Genomic DNA, 17,087 nt, shown 5'->3' on the forward strand with positions numbered 1-17,087 from the left:
GACCATACTGAAGTGCTTACTGTAGCGTCTGCCACATGGGTAACGGTGACGAGGGCCGGTCTGCCGTGCGGTCAATTGTCGGCTGACACGGCCGGACGGCTGAAGGTCGACAGGGGCATCCCCAGCGAGCTCTCGCGGGTCCCCGAGGTGGCGAGTGTCCTTGAGCGCCAAGGTTACGACGGGTGTTGGACCGGCGAGCTCGACCACGACCCCTTCCTTCCCTTGTTGCTCGCGGCGGAGCATTCGACCCAGCTGGAGGTCGGCACCAGCATCGCAGTGGCATTCGCGCGCAGCCCGATGACGGTAGCCAATCTCGGATGGGACCTGCAGGCGTATTCGAACGGCCGGTTCAACCTCGGCCTCGGATCCCAGATTCAGCCGCACATCGAGCGACGGTTCAGCATGCCGTGGAGTCATCCGGTGCGGCGCATGCGGGAGTTCGTCGGAGCGCTGCGGGCTATCTGGACGTGTTGGCAGGACGGCACTCGGCTTCGATTCGATGGCGACTTCTACACGCACACGCTCATGACGCCGATGTTCACTCCGGAACCGTTGTCATGTGGTTTTCCCAAGGTGTTCATCGCGGCGGTGGGCGAGGCGATGACCGAGCTGTGCGGTGAGTCGGCCGACGGTCTGATCGCCCACGCGTTCACGACCAAGCGCTACGCCGACGAGGTCACCACGCCCGCATTGATGGCGGGCCTCGAGCGCGCCGGCCGGGACCGCGCCGACGTTCAGGTGGCCTGCCCGGTGTTCATCGTCACCGGGGACACCGAGGAGGCGATGGCGCGCGCCGCCGTCGGGGTGCGCAAGCAACTCGCCTTCTACGGATCGACCCCCGCCTACCGCAAGGTGCTCGACCTCCACGGCTGGGGCGACCTGCACACCGAGCTGCACCGGCTCTCGAAACAGGGCCAGTGGGACGCCATGGGCGACCTCGTCGACGACGACGTGCTCGCCGCGTTCGCGGTCGTTGCGCCGCTGCCCGTGCTCGCGAAGGCCTTGCGCGAGCGCTGCGATGGCGCGATCGACCGGGTGTTGCCTGCGTTCCCCGCAGGGATCGATGAGGACACCGTCGCCGCGGTGCTCGACGAAGTGCGTGCGCATGGCTAGGAGGGCTGGAGTGGACAGGATCAGTGGCAAGACCATCGTCATCACCGGGGCTGCGCGCGGCATCGGCTACGCGACGGCGAAGGCATTGCTGGCACGGGGAGCCCGGGTGGTGATCGGCGACCGCGACGTGGCGAAGCTCGAATCCGCCGTCGCAGCCCTTTCCGAACTCGGGATGGCCTCGGGACACCCGCTCGACGTCACCGACCCGGAGTCGTTCGGCGCCTTCCTCGACAAGGCTCGCACCGACGGGGCCGGACACGTCGACGTGTTGATCAACAACGCGGGGGTGATGCCCATCGGTCACTTCCTCGAGCAGACCGACGAGGCGATCCGCACGTCCATCGAGGTCAACTTCTCCGGCGTACTCACCGGCTGCCGGAAGGTGTTGCCCGAGATGGTGCGCCGACGCAGCGGACACATCGTCAACGTCGCATCACTGGCGGGCGTCATGGCCGTACCGGGCCAAGTGGTCTATGCGGGAACGAAGTTCGCCGTCGTGGGGTTGTCCACGGCGCTTGCCGACGAGTTCGCCCCGCAGGGCGTCGAGGTCTCCGTTGTCATGCCGCCGTTCACCAACACCGAACTGATCAGCGGCACCAAACCGGTAGCCGCCAACAAGCCCGTCGAACCCGAGGACATCGCGGCGGCCATCGTGAAGGTGCTCGACAAGCCGAAGACGCACGTGTCGGTGCCCAGCGCAGTCCGGTTGCCGCTCACGGTGATTGCGATGCTCGGCCCCCGCGGTCGGAGGTGGGTGCAGCGGCGCACGGGTAGCGACCGGGTCTTCCTGGACTTCGATTCCGGAGTAAGGCAGTCATACGAGGAACGCGCTCAACATGCGACGGGTCTCGAAGTGGAAGGGACAGAAGCATGAGCACGCCCATCATGGACGACGCTGCAAAGGTACTCGCGACTCCGTTGGCCTACACCGACGAAGCTGAACTACACCGTGCGCTGAGCCATCTGCGCGCGCATGCGCCGGTGTCATGGGTCGACGTGGACGACTACGCGCCGTTCTGGGCGGTGACCAAGCACGCGGACATCATGGAGATCGAGCGCGCCAACGACGTGTTCACCAACTCGCCGCGGCCGGTGTTGGTCACAAGGGAGGCTGACGAGCAACAGGCGGCCGTCGGGATCAAGACGCTCATCCACATGGACGACCCGCAACATCGCGACTTCCGGGCGATCGGAACCAACTTCTTCCGGCCAAAGGCCATGCGTGCGTTGAAGGATCGCGCCGACGAATTGGCCGCGCAGTTCGTCGACAAGATGATGGCCGAAGGCCCGGAATGCGACTTCGTGCAACAGGTGGCGGTCAACTACCCGCTCTACATGATCATGACGCTGCTTGGCGTGCCGGAGGCCGACTTCGCCTCCATGTTGCGATGGACGCAGGAATTGTTCGGCAGCGATGACAAGGAGTTCCAGCGCGGTGACAGTAAGGAGGAGCAGATGACGGCGCTCCTCGAGATGTTCCAGTACTTCACCGAATTGACGGCGAACCGTCGTGCGAATCCGGCCGACGATCTTGGCTCGACGATCGCCAATGCGACGATCAACGGTGAGCCGCTGTCCGACATCGAGACGGTGTCGTACTACGCGATCATCGCCGCGGCCGGCCACGACACGTCGAGCGCGAGCATCTCCGGCGGCATGCATGCGCTGCTGGAGCACCCCGATCAGTTGGCGCGGCTGCAAAACGACTCCAGCCTCATGCCGTTGGCGGTCGAGGAGATGATCCGCTGGACGACGCCGGTGAAGGAGTTCATGCGTACCGCGCAGCGGGACTACGAGATTCGCGGCGTGAAGATCGCCGCGGGAGAATCGGTGCTGCTGTCGTACGTGTCCGGCAACCGCGACGACGAGGTGTTTGTCGACCCCTTCAGCTTCGACGTGGGCCGAGATCCGAACAAGCACATAGCCTTCGGGTACGGCGTCCACTTCTGCCTGGGCGCCGCGCTGGCCCGGTTGGAGATCAACAGCTTCTTCTCTGCGCTGCTGCCGCGGCTGAAGTCCGTCGAGCTCGCCGGACCCGCCGCGTACGTGGCCACCACGTTCGTGGGCGGGCTCAAGCACCTGCCGATCCGCTACTCGCTGGGGTGACCTGCACGCCCAGGTCCGCGTACGTGGCTCCGAACCGCCTGACCCCTGGCATGATGGCACCTTGCCAAAGGCTGGCAGGGAGGCGTGAGAATGAGCAACCAACTGGCGGACGGCGATCTGATCGGGGGAGTTCCCCGACGGCGCATCGTGATCGCGTCGATGGTGGGCACCACCATCGAGTTCTACGACTTCTACATCTATGCCACCGCGGCCGTCTCGGTGTTTCCACACCTCTTCTTCCCCAAGGGCGACCCGACGACCGCGCTGCTGGCCTCGCTGGCCACCTTCGGGCTCGCGTTCGTCGCCCGTCCGGTGGGGTCGGTGCTGTTCGGCCACTTCGGCGATCGCATCGGCAGGAAGACCACACTGGTCGCCTCGCTCTCGTTGATGGGCATCGCGACGTTTGCGATCGGGTTGTTGCCGACCTACTCACAGGTCGGACTTCTGGCACCCGCGTTGCTCGCGATCATGCGCTTCTCCCAAGGCTTGGCGCTGGGCGGCGAGTGGAGCGGTGCGGCGCTGCTGGCCACCGAGACCGCCAAGCCCGGTAAACGCGGCTGGGCCGCCATGTGGCCGCAACTCGGAGCGCCATTCGGCTTCTTTCTGGCCAACGGGCTGTTCATCCTGCTGCTTCTGTGGCTCGGACACAGCAACGTGAAACCAGATCTGGACGGGGCGTTCCTGACGTGGGGATGGCGAATCCCGTTCCTGCTGAGCGCGGTGATGGTGGCGATCGGGCTCTACGTGCGGTTGCGCATCGCGGAGACGCCGGTTTTCAAACGCGCCGTAGAACGAGGCGAAAAGGTGAAAACGCCAGTGGCCGAAGTGTTCCGATCCAGTTGGCGTCAGTTGATCGTTGGCACGTTCGTGATGTTGGCGACCTACACGATCTTCTACATCGTGACGACGTGGGCACTGAGCTATGGCACGGGGAAGCGGCCGCCGGACGGAAAGGGCCTCGGCTTCGCCTACGTCGACTTCCTGCAACTGCAGCTGATCGCCGTGGTGTTCTTCGCTGCGACGTTGCCGCTCTCCGGATTGATCTCCGACCGCTTCGGCCGCCGACGCACGCTCCTGGTCGTCACCGTGGGCATCATGGCCTACGGGGGGCTATTCGGCCCGATGCTTGCTGCCGGCACCACCTCGCACACCACGATGCTGATCTTCCTGGTGATTGGAATGACGTTGATGGGCTTCACCTTTGGCCCCATGAGCGCCGTCCTGCCCGAACTGTTCCCGACGAATGTGCGGTACACCGGATCGGGCATCTCGTACAACGTCGCCAGCATCTTGGGTGCCGCAGTGGCGCCGTTCATCGCCACCTGGCTGGCGACGTCCTACGGCGTCGGCTGGGTCGGGCTGTACCTCTTCCTCGCGGCGACATTGAGCTTCATCGCGATCCTGGTCATGCGGGAAACCAAGGACGCCTCGCTGGACGACATAGAGACGTCGGACGTGGTGCGCTAGCGGGTCATTCGCTGCGTTCGTACAGCGCGCGCACGGTCGCGATGGTGTCGGCCTCGGCCGGCCCCTTGTCGTCGCGGTAGCGCACTACGCGTGCGAATCGCAGCGCCATGCCGCCCGGGTACCGCGTCGAGCCCTGGACTCCGTCGAACGCGATCTCGACCACCTGCTCCGGCCGCACCCGGACCACGTAACCGTCCGTTGGACCGTCGGCGAGTTCGGTGAAGCGCGCGGTCTGCCACGCGAGCACCTCATCGGTCATGCCCTTGAACGTCTTGCCGAGCATGACGAACGCGCCGGTCGCCGCGTCGCGGGCACCGAGGTGGATGTTGGACAGCTTGCCGGTACGCCTGCCCGAGCCCCACTCCACGGCGAGCACCACCAGGTCCAGCGTGTGCACCGGTTTGACCTTGAGCCAGCCCGCACCGCGCCGGCCTGCCTCATAGGGCGCAGACGGTGACTTCGCCATCACGCCCTCGTGCCCCGCGGCCAGCGTCTCGCCCAGGAATGTCGAGGCCTCGGCCGCGCTGGAGGTGACGACGCGACTGACGCGCTGGGCCGCTGGCACGATCGCGTCGAGCCGGGCCAGGCGTTGGGTGGTCGGCAGGTCCAACAGGTCGGTGCCGTCGACGTGCAGCACGTCGAAGAAGAACACCGAAAGCGGCGCCTGTAGGGCGTCTCGGCCCGCGCGCCTTCCGAACCGCGACGAGGTCACCTGAAACCTGTGCGGCCGACCGTCTTCACGGAGCGCGATGGCCTCGGCGTCGGCGATCAGGGTGGTCACCGGCAGGGCAAGGGCGGCCTCGACCACCTCGGGCAGGCGGTCGGTGACGTCATCGAGGCTGCGGGTGTAGATCGACACCGCGTCGTCTTCACGGTGGATTTGGACACGCGCGCCGTCGAGCTTGGCTTCGAAAATGGCAGTGCCGCCCAGCTTTTCGAGCGCATCGGCAACCCCGGTCGAGGTTTGCGCGAGCATCGGCCCGACCGGACGGCCGACCACGAGCGTGAACTCGGCGAGGGCCGACTGACCTCCGGTCAACGCCGCGGCGGCCACCGCAGGCAGGTTGCCGCCCAACATCGCGGCGCGGCGCACTCCGGTGGAGGGCAGTCCTGACGCGGCGGCGACGGCATCGGCCATGACGCCGACGAGCGCGCCCTGGCGGAGCTCCCCACCGAGCAGCCGGCGAAGAAAGGCCTGCTCGACGTCGGTGGCGGCGCCGAACACCGCCGAGAGCAACTCGGAGCGACGAGCCCGCGAACCCTCGCCCGCCACGTCCCCGAGCTCGGTGAACGCGCTGTCGACACCGTGCACGGTCAGGGTGGCCGTATCGGCGGCAGGTGGCAGCGCGCGCAGCGCCGCCCAGCCGACGCCGATCTGGCGCTGCGGAAGCTCGCCCGAGAGCCAGGAGACGATCAGAGCGATCAGCGCAGGGTCAGACTCCTGGGCTGCTCCGGTCAGCAGTTCGGCGAGCAGGCGCGTCTTGGCCGAGCGGGCCGACACCGCACCGACCTCGTCGGACACCGTCGCGACGTCGAGAAGCAGCACCCGATCAGCCTGGCACGGAGGTCCGACACGGCTCAGCGCGAGGCGAGCACTTCGGCGATCACCGCAGCCTCGGACTCCCCGTAGCCGTCGGATCCAGCCCGCCAAACCCAAGGAAGCTCGCAGCCGATGATCAGGCAACGCTGTCACACTTGCAAGTGAATGCATCACTCCTGCAATTGACGAACGGCGCACGGCGGAACTGCAGATGGCAGCGGCACCTCAGGTGGAATGGTTTGTACGCCACACTGATTCAGTGATGCGTCGCTCGAGGCCGTGGCGGTGACGTTACCCGGGATCGGCGTGCTCAGCTTGACGGGTTTTGAAGCTCCGTGGCTGTTGCTGTTCGGCGTGGTGCCGCTGGGCCTGCTCGTGGGCTACGTCGTTGCCGAAGTGCTTCGCAGGCGTCGGATTACACGGTTCGTCGGTGTCGGGTCATCGGTTCCGCTTAGGCCGTCGCGGTGGCGTCACGTTCCGCTGGGTCTGATGCTCGTCGGGTTGCTGTTGTTGACCGTTGGCCTGGCCGGGCCGACCCGCGACACCAGGATCCCGCGGAATCGTGCCGTCATCGTGCTCGCCATCGACGTGTCGCAGTCGATGGGTGCCACCGACGAGGACCCCAGCCGGCTGGCGGCGGCGCAGGACGCGGCCAAACGGTTCACCGCCAGCCTGACCCCTGGGATCAATCTTGGGCTGGTGTCCTTCGCGGGCAATGCGAATCTGCTGGTTGCGCCGACGCCCGATCACCAGCAGACGTTGAGCGCACTGAACAACCTGCGGCTGGAGGACAAGACGGCCACCGGTGAGGCCATCTTCAGCGCGCTGCAGTCCATCGCCACCGTCGCAGCCGTGCTGAGTAGCGACGGCGACACTCCGCCGCCCCCTGCGCGAATAGTGGTGCTCTCGGACGGCGACGAAACCGTGCCGAGCGACCCCAACGCACCGCGGGGCGCCTACACCGCAGCGCGGGTGGCCAAGGACCAGGGTGTGCCCGTGTCGACCATCGCGTTCGGCACCAAGGGCGGGTACGTCGACCTCGACAACCAGCGGATGGCGGTCCCCGTCGGCGCCGACACGATGGCGAAGATCGCGGACTTGTCGGGCGGCCAGTCCTTCACCGCGAGCACCGTCGAACAACTCAGCAGCAGCTACGCATCGGTTCAACAGCAGATCGGCTATCAGAACGTGCCCGGTCCCGCCAGCGACGGCTGGCTGAGACTGGCGATGCTCGCCCTGACCGTCGCCGCCATCCTCGCCTTGGCGATCAATCGTCGGCTTCCCGCATGAACGTGCCATTGCTTGGCCCACTTGCCCTTTCGGGCTTCGCCCATGGGTGGTACTTCCTCTACCTGGTGGTCATCCTGGGGCTGATCGGGGCATACGTCGTCGTCCAATTCGCCAGAAGGCGAAAGGTGCTCCGGTTCGCGAATATGGATCTGTTGGAAAGGGTCGCGCCGCGCGGGCGCACCAAGCGATGGCGCCATGTGCCCGCGATTCTGTTGGTGATCGCGTTGGTGGTGTTGTCGATCGCGCTCGCTGGGCCCACCCACGACGTCCGGATTCCCCGCAATCGAGCCGTCGTGATGTTGGTGATCGACGTGTCCGAGTCCATGTCGGCCACCGACGTGGCGCCCAGCCGCTTGGATGCTGCCAAGGAAGCGGGCGTGCAATTCACCGACGAGCTGACGCCGGGCATCAACCTGGGGCTGATCGCGTTCGGGGGAACCGCGACGCTGCTGGTGTCGCCGACGACCAACCGCGCCGCCATGCGGACGGCGATCGGCGGACTTCACGTCGAAGAACGCACCGCGACGGGGGAGGGGATCTTCACTGCGCTGCAGGCCATTGCGAGTATCGGCGCAGTGATGGGCGGCGGCGACACCCCGGCGCCCGCACACATCGTGCTGGAATCGGACGGGGCGGAGAACGTGCCGGGCAATCCCGATGCGCCGCGCGGTGCGTACATGGCCGCCCGCGCCGCCAAGGACCAGGGCGTGGCAATCTCCACGATCTCGTTCGGCACACCAGACGGCAGCGTCGAGATCAACGGGCAGCAGGTGCCAGTGCCCGTCGACGACGCCACGCTGCAGAAGATCACCGAGCTATCCGGTGGGCAAGCGTTCCACGCAGGCAGCCTCGACGAGTTGAACCGCGTCTACTCCACCCTGCAGCAGCAAATCGGATACGAAACCATCCGCGGCGACGCAAGTGCCGCGTGGATGCGGATCGGCGCGCTGGTGATGGCGCTGGCGATCCTCGCCTCGGTACTGACGAATCGCCGAATCCCCGTCTGACGGCGACTACTTTACGACGAAGGACACCGCGTGCCAGCCGGATGCACCGTCTGGAATGACGTCGGCCTGCTGAGCGGTCTGCACGGCGCCCGTCTCGTCGGTGGCCCGCACCCGGATCGCGTGAGTTCCTGGAGCGTCAGCCTCCCACGGGAAGCTCCACAGCCGCCAGGTGTCCTTCGAATAGCCGGCACCCAACGTGGCAGGCGCCCATGGGCCGTCGTCGATGCTGAGCTCCACGGCACGGACACCGCGATTCTGGGCCCACGCCACCCCTCCGAAGGTGACGGGACCGCGGGGCACGACCTGGCCGCTGCGCGGTACGTCGATGCGCGACTCGGTCTTGATGGGACCACGTGGCGACCAGCCCAGCCGCGTCCAATAGGCCTGGGCTCGATCGAATCTGGTCAGTTCGAGGTCGACGATCCACTTGGTGGCCGACACGTACCCGTACAAGCCGGGCACCACGAGTCGGGCCGGGTAACCGTGTTCGGTGGGCAGCGGTACGTCGTTCATGCCGATGGCGAGCAGCGCGCCGCGGTCATCGGTCAGTGCTTCGGTCGGCGTACCCGCGGTGAAGCCGTCGATCGAGGTCGACAACACCATGTCGGCATCGCGATGAATTCCAGCCTGCGCCAACAGGTCCCGGACGCGGTAGCCGCGCCACTTGGCATTGGAGACGAGGTCGCCGCCGACGGGGTTGGACACGCACGTCAACGTGACGACCTGCTCGACCACTTCGAAGCGATCCAGGTCCGCGAACCCGAGGTCGAGTTCGCGATCCACCATGCCGTGGATCTTCAGGCGCCAGTCGTTCCGGCTGACCTGTGGCACCGCCAGGGCCGTGTCGATCCGGTAGAAGTCGGCATTGGGCGTGACGAACGGCGGCAGGGCGACGCCGGCGGGTTGCACGGCCGGGGGAATCGGCGGGATCTCGTTGATCGCGCGGGGCAGAGCGAAGGAGCTCCTGTCGCCCGCGACCGACGAGCGCAGCCGATTGAGCACTGTGCCAGCCACCCCGCTGGCCACTCCGGCGGTGAGGAAACCGACGGTGATCATCGTCAGTCGACGCCCGGTATCCGGGACGACATCCGGGTCTGCGGCGGCGGGGCGGTTGGTGAACCGGCCCGACACCAGCAGACGTAACACCGCCACACCGCACACGGTGCCGACCACCGTCGGCACGACGTCGGGCCACGTGCCACCCGTCCTGGTGAGCACGGCGGCGCTGCCTGCCACCCCGGCGAGCACTATCGCGATGCTGCCCAACGGTATTCGGCCCGTTTCGCGTTGGGCGGTGAGCGCGGCGATCACCGCGATCACCGCGAGCACCACGATCGACAGGGCCAGCTTGTCCGACGTGCCGAACAGCTGAATGGCCCATTCCTTGACGGGACCAGGCGTCAGGTCGATGACTGCGGAGCCGACGGCGGTCCGCGAGTCCGCGCCCGGCCCGAACAGCACGGCGACCAACTGGGCGACGCCGAGCGCGACCGCGGCGGCAGCGACGCCGGCCAGCGCGGAGCGGTCGCGGGCATCCGGTTCGGCCATGCCGCCAACGTACCGATAACCGGACCCGAAAGGCTTACCGCAAACTGACGTCGGCTAGGTTGCTTTACAGTATGGCCTCATTTTGGAATGCAAGCCCGCGGAAAGGGAGCTAAATGGAGATCTCGGGGAAGAAGGCGATCGTCGTCGGCGGTGCGTCGGGCTTCGGACGGGCGACGGTGGAGACGCTGATCGCGCGCGGTGCTAGCGTGGCGATTCTCGACCGGCCCCAGTCCGAGGGCAAGGCCGTTGCGGCCGAAGTCGGCGCGGCCTTCCACGAGGTCGACGTGACCGACTTCGACGGAACAGAACGGGTGCTCGGCGAGGCGATCGAGGCGCTCGGTGGGCTCCACATCATCGTGACGACCGCGGGCGGCGGCATCGGTGAGCGCACCATCAAGAAGGACGGCCCGCACGATCTGGACTCCTTCCGCAAGACGGTTGACCTCAACCTGATCGGCAGCTTCAACATCAGCCGACTGGCGGCATTTCAGATGAGCAAGCAGGAACCGGTCGACGACGACGCCGAGGAGCGTGGCGTCATCATCAACACGGCGTCCATCGCCGCGTTCGAGGGCCAGATCGGGCAGGTGGCCTACACCGCGTCGAAGGCAGGCATCGCCGGAATGTGCCTGACCATGGCTCGGGATCTCGGCAGCCTGGGTATCAGGGTGCTGGCCATCGCGCCGAGCCTGTTCGCCACCGGACTTACCAAGGGCATCCCCGACGAGTTCGCCAGCGCATTGACCAAGGACGCGGCGTTCCCGAAGCGGCTCGGCAAGCCCGAGGAGTACGCCAAGCTGGTCGTCGCGATCGTCGACAACCCGATGCTCAACGGCCAATGCCTCCGACTGGATGCGGGCCAGCGCTTCGCCCCCAAGTAATAGAGTGATTTCGGCGCGCTTTTCCGGGCTCAACCCCGAAATGCGCGCCGAAATCACTACTTCGGGAGGCGCCCATGGCCACGATTGCGACCCAACTCATCGCGGCCTTGGGGCGCAGCGGGGTCCGTCGTGTCTACGGGTTGCCCGGCGACAGCCTCAACGGGTTCACCGACGCCATCCGGCGCTCCGATGACATCACCTGGCAGCACGTCCGGCATGAGGAGAACGCGGCGTTCGCGGCCGCCGCCGACGCCGGGCTGACAGGTCAGCTGGCCGTCTGCGCGGGCAGTTGCGGCCCTGGCAACCTGCACCTCATCAACGGGCTATTCGACGCGAACCGCAGCAGGGTTCCGGTGCTCGCGATCGCCGCGCACATCCCGCGCACCGAGATCGGCTCGCAGTACTTCCAGGAGACGCACCCGCAGGAGTTGTTCCGCGAGTGCAGCGTCTACTGCGAACTGGTCAGCACCCCCGAAATGGCGCCGCGCATCCTCGAGATGGCGATGCGCGCCGCCGTCGAGGAGAACGGTGTCGCCGTCGTGGTGCTGCCCGGCGAGATCTTCCTGGCACCGGCTGAGGAATCCGGTTGGCTGGCCCGCCCCATCGAACCCACCCGGTCGGTGATCCGCCCCGACGACGCGTCACTGCGCAGCGCGGCCGATATCCTCAACGCCGCCGAGCGCGTCACCATCCTCGGCGGTGCCGGGGTGGAAGGTGCCCACGACGCGCTGATTCAGGTGGCCGGCACGCTGAATGCGCCCGTCGTGCACGCCTTGCGTGGCAAGGAGTTCATCGAATACGACAACCCGTTCGACGTCGGCATGACCGGGTTGCTCGGGTTCGCCTCCGGCTACAAGGCGATCAAGGAATCCGACGCGCTGCTGATGCTTGGCACCGACTTCCCCTATGGGCAGTTCTATCCCGAGCATGGGCACGTGATCCAGGTCGACGTCCGCGGCCGCAACCTCGGCAGGCGCACGCCCATTGAACTCGGCCTGGTCGGCACTGTGGCCGACACCCTGGCCGCGCTCGAGCCGATGTTGGTGCAGAAGACCAACCGCGCCCATCTGGACCGGTCGCTGCAGCACTACTCCAAGGCCCGCAAGACGCTGGACGGGCTGGCCGTCAACGATCGTGATCGCACCCCCATCCGCCCCGAATACGTTGCCGGACTGGCGAACCGGCTGGCCGCCGACGACACGGTGTTCTCCGTCGACGTCGGCTCGCCGGTGGTGTGGGCGGCCCGCTACCTGACCATGAACGGTCGTCGCAGGCTCATCGGTTCGTTCAACCACGGCACCATGGCCTGCGCGGTGCCGCTCGCCATCGGCGCCCAGACGGCGTTCCCGCACCGGCAGGTGGTGGCGCTGGCGGGCGACGGTGGGCTCACGATGTCGTTCGGAGAGTTGCTCACGCTCAGTCAGAATCGGTTACCGGTCAAGGTCATCGTGTTCAACAACTCTTCGCTGAACTTCGTCGAGCTCGAGATGAAGGCGGCGGGCATCGTCAACTTCGGCACCGAGCTCGCCAATCCCGACTTCGGTGCCGTCGCGCGGGCGATGGGATTGTTCGGCAGGCGCGTCGAGCATCCCGCCGAGCTCGAACAAGCCCTGACCGACGCGTTCGCGCACGACGGCCCTGCGGTGGTCGACGTCGTTACCGCGCGCCAGGAGTTGTCCATCCCGCCGGCCATCACGGCCGAGCAAGCGAAGGGCTTCTCCCTGTACGCGATCCGGACGATCCTGGCGGGCCGCGCCGATGAGCTACTCGACCTCGTCTCCACCAACGTGGCGCGCAGGCTGCTCGACTGAATCCTGAACAGTTGCCGCACGGAACCTGAGTGCGCCAGTTACGCTCTTGCCTCATGCGCAAGAGCGTCCTCACATTGTTTGCTGTAGTCGCACTGATCGCGGGCTGTGGCGGCCCCAAACTACCGGCGCCCCCACAGTCGAAGGCCAACAAGCCCGACACCAGCAACATCAAGATCGAGGGTGACCCGGACACCCCGGTGAACAAGCTGGCCATCGAGGCCATCGCCGACCTGCAGGCGTTTTGGAAGGACAAGTTCCCCGAGCTGTACAAGGAGGACTACAAGCCCGTGGAGGGTGGGCTCTACGCTCTGACACCCGATTCGGAGTCCGGGCCGGCCTGCGCGTCCAGCTACGACGACGTCGCAGGAAACGCGTTCTACTGCAAGCTCGACGACTCGGTCGCCTGGGACTCCACCGGCTTGCTGCCGGAGCTGAAGAAGAAGTACGGCGACTTCGTCATCCCCATCGTGCTCGCGCACGAGTTCGGCCACGCCGTCCAGCAGCGCTCGGGGTTCTTCGACCAGAACCAGTTGACCGTCAGTTCAGAGCTGCAGGCGGACTGCTTCGCTGGCGGATGGTCACGACATGCCCAGGACGATGGCGTATTCGAGGTGAATGCCGCCGATCTCGACAGGTCGCTCGCCGGCATCCTCGACCTGCGCGACAGCCCGGGCACCAACGTGCAAGACCCGTCCGCGCATGGCAGCGGGTTCGACCGGGTCAGCGCGTTTCAGGAGGGCTATGACAATGGCGTGGAGAAGTGCAAGGACTACAAGGACGGCGAGCCGGTGGTGCTCGAACTGCCCTTCAACGACGAACGGGACGCGGCGAGCGAGGGGAACGCGCCGTACGACTCGATCGTCAACGGCGTGCCCTACGACCTTGAGGACTACTGGACGCAGGTCTTCCCCGAGTTGACCGAAGGGAAGGCCTGGCAGCCGCTGAAGCCCGACGAGCCCTTCGATCCGAACAATCCGCCGATGTGTGGAGACCAGTCCGCCAAGGGCTACGCGTTGTTCTATTGCGTACCAGACGATTACGTCGGGTGGGACAACGTCGCGCGGATGCCCGAGATCTACGACCAGGGTGGCGACTACGCGGTGGCGACGCTGCTCGCTACGCAGTGGGGGCTGGCAGCGCAGAATCGACTGGGCGGCGACCTTTCCGACGTGAAGACGACGACGCTGCGCGGGGACTGTCTGGCCGGCGCATACACCGCCAGCGTGATCCTGTTCAATCGCGAACAGACGAGCAGCTACCACATCTCGCCGGGTGATCTGGACGAGGGCATCAAGGCGCTGCTGCTGTTCCGCGGCGACGGCGACGTCGACCGCCAGGGCGCAGGATTCGACCGCACTCGGGCGTTCCGCGAGGGCGTCATCAACGGCGCCAAACCGTGCCTGGACTATCAGGCCTAGCGGCCGTACCTCACGCCGGCCGAGGTACGGCGGCCGCGGTGCCCTGCCCCAGCCACGTCGGGATGGCGCGCCGGACATCGGACGGACCCGACACCGCGACACTGCCGTCGAGTAGGGCGTGCGCCCAGCCGACGTCACCTCGCCAGATACGGGTGAGCGTGCGCAGACTGGTGCACACCGTGCCTGCGACGTCGTAGCCCGGGTCGAAGTCGCAGACGTCGGCGGTGCCGTCGGCGACGACGAGCCACCACCGCGACGCCTTCGACGTCACGCCGTCGAGTTGGAACGCGACCGTGGTGCGCGTCCGCGGCCACGCGTCGATGGGGATGGTGCGGTGCATGTCCCACAGCAGAAGATGGGGGTCGAGGTCTTCCTCGCCGAGTTCGCCGATCCACCGCACGCCCCAGCGCCCGAGGGCGTCGACGACCTCACCTAACTCCTGGCCGCACTGAGTCAGTGAATAGGCGGTCCGGCCGTCAACCTCCACGCGGTCCACCACGCCGGCGCGGGTCAGCGCCTTCAGCCGTTTCGACAGCAGTGCCGGCGACATCTTCGGCACGCCCCGCCTCAGCTCGTTGAAGTGCTTGCTGCCCAACAACAGTTCGCGGACGACCAGCAGCGTCCACCGTTCGTCGAGCAATTCCATGGCCTTGGACACCGGGCAGAACTGGCCATATCCCGTCATGTCCTCACCTCCGTTTCGATACCTGTCCATTACACCGTCATGGCGCGAAGCTGACCAGGTTCTGATCCAGGATCAATTGATCGGTGTGCGCTTCTGGGTGGACGCCAGGCACTGTCACCAACGGGACGCCCTTGCCCTCGGAGGCGTCGAAATCCGCGGTGCTGGCGACCTGGCCGGTGAGCGCGAAGCGGTCGTACAGATAGGGCAAGCCTTGCGATGCCAACGGCGAGGGACCGTCCATGACGTGTAAATGCAGGTGCGGCGCAACGGAATTGCCGGTGTTGCCGACGAGGCCGATCACGTCGCCGCGCTTGACCTTGTCCCCGAGCTTCGGGCGGACGCCGCCGGGTTTCATGTGGGCGTAGTTGACGTAGAAGCCGTTGCCGATGTCGAGCACGACGAAGTTGCCGTCGGCCTCGGTGATCGGGATGTTCGTCGGATACGTGCCGGGCGTCTGCTCCGTCAAGTCGTTGCGGGTGCCGACGACGGTGCCGTCCGCGACGGCGAGCACGTCCTTGCCGAAGATCGCATAACTGGCCGGATCTCGGGGATCGCCGATGAAGATCCGGTTGTCTGCGTCGGCCTGCTCGTAGTCGATCGCGTATCGCTGCGCGAGGAACGTCGCTCCGTTGACCGGCAGCACGGCGCGGGTGTGGCGGACGGCGTCGCAGCAGGCGTCGGCGGCGACGTAGCGCTCGCCACGCAACGGGGCCGACAGGACGGGGAGCGTGCGCTCGTCGACCTTCGTCGTGGCCAGCCGCTCCGTCAGCTGGTTACTGCCGGGTGGCATCGCGGCACTCGTCACCGCGACCTCGTGGGCGATGGTCGCGGGCACCGACCCGGCGTCGGTGACGAGGTGGATGAAGATGGTCCCGGCCTGACCGGGTTCGAGGTGATCGGCGCCTTCGCGGCTGCCAGCCGGCTGCAGCCGGTCCCGAAGTTGGGCGCCTGCAAGTTCGCCGACCACGCGGCCCGACTGACCGTCGACGACCTTCACGTCGTCGACCACCAACCGGGCGCCGGTGAAGTTGGTGACCGCCAGCTCATAGACCAGATGGGTCTTGCCGTCGGAGCCGGCGAACGGTACCGGCGCGAAGGGCACGGAGCCGAGCAGCGGTGTGAGTGTGTCGGGCGGCGGAGCGCTGGCGGCAGGCTCGCCCTGCGAAACCGTGGTCGGAGTGTCGCCGGAGGCGCCGCACCCGACGCAGGCGATCAGCACGATTGCGCTCAGGATCGCGAGCAGCGTGGTTCGAATCGTGGGCTCCTTCGTCGTCCCCGTCCCGGTGATCATCACACGATCGGTACAGATCTAGAACCACTCCTGGTACAGATCTGGAACTAGCTGAGCGCGACGGTCAGCGAGACGCTGTTCCAAACGAACGAAGGAGCAGAGATGACCGCCGTGATCCAAGATCGTGAGCTCGAGGCGAAGCACCGTGCGCTGTGGGCGCTCGGCGACTACCGCACGATCGCCGATGAAATCGTCGCTCCGTTGGGCCCCGTGCTGGTGGATGCGACCGGGGTCGGCCCGGGTGACCGCGTGCTCGACGTCGCGGCCGGGACAGGGAACGCCGCGTTCCCCGCGGCCGCGGCGGGCGCCAGCGTCATCGCCAGCGACCTGTGCCCGGAACTGCTCGAGCTAGGCCGCAGTAGTTCGGCGCAGCGTGGGCTTTCGCTGGAGTGGCAGGAAGCCAACGCCGAGGCGTTGCCGTTCTCCGACGGCCAATTCGACGCGGTGCTGTCGTGCATCGGGGTGATGTTCGCCCCGCATCACCAGCAGGCCGCCGACGAACTCGTCCGAGTCTGCAGGGCCGGCGGCACGATCGGGCTGACCAGTTGGACGCCAGAAGGATTCATCGGCCGTCTGTTCGCGACCATGAAGCGGTACGTCGCCGCGCCGCCTCCGGGAGTTCAGTCCCCGCCGCTGTGGGGCAGTGAGCAACACGTGCTCGGGCTGCTCGGCGACCGGGTCACCGACGTGGTGATGCAACGTCGTGAACTTCCCGTCGACCGGTTCGCCGACGGCGCGGAGTTCCGCGACTACTTCAAGGCCTTCTACGGCCCGACGATCGCGGCGTACCGCGGCATCGCCGATCACCCCGACAAGGTGGCCGCCCTCGATGCCGACATCGCCAAGCTTGGCGACCAGGAGTCTGCCAGCGGCTGGGAGTACCTGCTGCTGACCGCGCACGTGTGCTGACCCTGCGCTTGCTCGAGGGTC

At 66.7% G+C, this 17,087-nt stretch carries 14 protein-coding genes; 10 read left to right on the plus strand and 4 right to left on the minus strand.

Annotated features, from left to right (window positions below; all coding sequences use genetic code 11):
* The first annotated feature begins 45 nt into the window (after positions 1-45).
* From SLQ30_RS17170 to SLQ30_RS17185, 4 genes are all read left to right on the plus strand, one after another.
* Entirely contained in the window at positions 46-1,113 is a 1,068-nt protein-coding gene (locus tag SLQ30_RS17170) for an LLM class F420-dependent oxidoreductase (RefSeq protein WP_319447113.1), read from the plus strand.
* Between the two features lie 10 nt (positions 1,114-1,123).
* Entirely contained in the window at positions 1,124-1,987 is an 864-nt protein-coding gene (locus tag SLQ30_RS17175; RefSeq protein ID WP_319447112.1) for an SDR family oxidoreductase, read from the plus strand.
* Complete coding sequence (locus tag SLQ30_RS17180) at positions 1,984-3,219, plus strand: cytochrome P450 (protein WP_319447111.1); 1,236 nt, start codon at positions 1,984-1,986, stop codon at positions 3,217-3,219. The genes SLQ30_RS17175 and SLQ30_RS17180 overlap by 4 nt, the downstream gene beginning before the upstream one ends.
* Positions 3,220-3,309: 90 nt before the next feature.
* Complete coding sequence (locus SLQ30_RS17185; protein ID WP_319447110.1) at positions 3,310-4,686, plus strand: MFS transporter; 1,377 nt, start codon at positions 3,310-3,312, stop codon at positions 4,684-4,686.
* A gap of 4 nt (positions 4,687-4,690) precedes the next feature.
* On the opposite strand, the gene SLQ30_RS17190 is transcribed toward SLQ30_RS17185, so the two are convergent.
* Positions 4,691-6,232 carry an ATP-dependent DNA ligase gene (locus SLQ30_RS17190; RefSeq protein ID WP_319447109.1) on the minus strand — a complete coding sequence of 514 codons (1,542 nt, stop codon included), beginning with the start codon at positions 6,230-6,232 and terminating at the stop codon, positions 4,691-4,693.
* A 279-nt stretch (positions 6,233-6,511) separates the two neighbouring features.
* Here SLQ30_RS17190 and SLQ30_RS17195 point away from each other — a divergent pair, with 279 nt between their 5' ends.
* Positions 6,512-7,516, plus strand: coding sequence for a VWA domain-containing protein (locus SLQ30_RS17195; protein ID WP_319447108.1), 1,005 nt, complete (start codon positions 6,512-6,514; stop codon positions 7,514-7,516).
* Complete coding sequence (locus SLQ30_RS17200; RefSeq protein WP_319447107.1) at positions 7,513-8,523, plus strand: VWA domain-containing protein; 1,011 nt, start codon at positions 7,513-7,515, stop codon at positions 8,521-8,523. The genes SLQ30_RS17195 and SLQ30_RS17200 overlap by 4 nt, the downstream gene beginning before the upstream one ends.
* Before the next feature lie 6 nt (positions 8,524-8,529).
* Here the strand turns inward: SLQ30_RS17200 and SLQ30_RS17205 are convergent, their stop codons facing one another.
* Positions 8,530-10,071 (minus strand): molybdopterin-dependent oxidoreductase, encoded by a 1,542-nt coding sequence (locus tag SLQ30_RS17205; protein WP_319447106.1) that lies wholly within the window; start codon positions 10,069-10,071, stop codon positions 8,530-8,532.
* 113 nt (positions 10,072-10,184) lie between these two features.
* Here SLQ30_RS17205 and SLQ30_RS17210 point away from each other — a divergent pair, with 113 nt between their 5' ends.
* The 3 genes from SLQ30_RS17210 (at position 10,185) to SLQ30_RS17220 (ending at position 14,181) form a co-directional block, all read left to right on the plus strand.
* The gene (locus SLQ30_RS17210; protein ID WP_319447105.1) at positions 10,185-10,952 is read left to right on the plus strand and encodes an SDR family NAD(P)-dependent oxidoreductase; all 768 of its coding nucleotides are present in this window, start codon (positions 10,185-10,187) and stop codon (positions 10,950-10,952) included.
* A 74-nt stretch (positions 10,953-11,026) separates the two neighbouring features.
* A complete protein-coding gene (poxB, locus tag SLQ30_RS17215; RefSeq protein ID WP_319447104.1) occupies positions 11,027-12,763 on the plus strand; it encodes a ubiquinone-dependent pyruvate dehydrogenase in 1,737 nt (578 codons plus the stop codon).
* Between the two features lie 53 nt (positions 12,764-12,816).
* Positions 12,817-14,181 carry a neutral zinc metallopeptidase gene (locus tag SLQ30_RS17220; protein WP_319447103.1) on the plus strand — a complete coding sequence of 455 codons (1,365 nt, stop codon included), beginning with the start codon at positions 12,817-12,819 and terminating at the stop codon, positions 14,179-14,181.
* 10 nt (positions 14,182-14,191) lie between these two features.
* Here the strand turns inward: SLQ30_RS17220 and SLQ30_RS17225 are convergent, their stop codons facing one another.
* Together SLQ30_RS17225 and SLQ30_RS17230 are read right to left on the minus strand one after the other, a co-directional pair.
* Positions 14,192-14,866 carry a helix-turn-helix domain-containing protein gene (locus tag SLQ30_RS17225; protein ID WP_319447102.1) on the minus strand — a complete coding sequence of 225 codons (675 nt, stop codon included), beginning with the start codon at positions 14,864-14,866 and terminating at the stop codon, positions 14,192-14,194.
* Positions 14,867-14,903: 37 nt separating this feature from the next.
* Complete coding sequence (locus tag SLQ30_RS17230) at positions 14,904-16,157, minus strand: M23 family metallopeptidase (RefSeq protein WP_319447101.1); 1,254 nt, start codon at positions 16,155-16,157, stop codon at positions 14,904-14,906.
* A 102-nt stretch (positions 16,158-16,259) separates the two neighbouring features.
* On the opposite strand from SLQ30_RS17230, the gene SLQ30_RS17235 reads away from it, so the two are divergent.
* Positions 16,260-17,066 (plus strand): class I SAM-dependent methyltransferase, encoded by an 807-nt coding sequence (locus SLQ30_RS17235; RefSeq protein ID WP_319447100.1) that lies wholly within the window; start codon positions 16,260-16,262, stop codon positions 17,064-17,066.
* The last annotated feature ends 21 nt before the right edge of the window (positions 17,067-17,087 follow it).

Source organism: Mycobacterium sp. RTGN4 (assembly GCF_033804635.1).
Lineage (GTDB): Bacteria > Actinomycetota > Actinomycetes > Mycobacteriales > Mycobacteriaceae > Mycobacterium.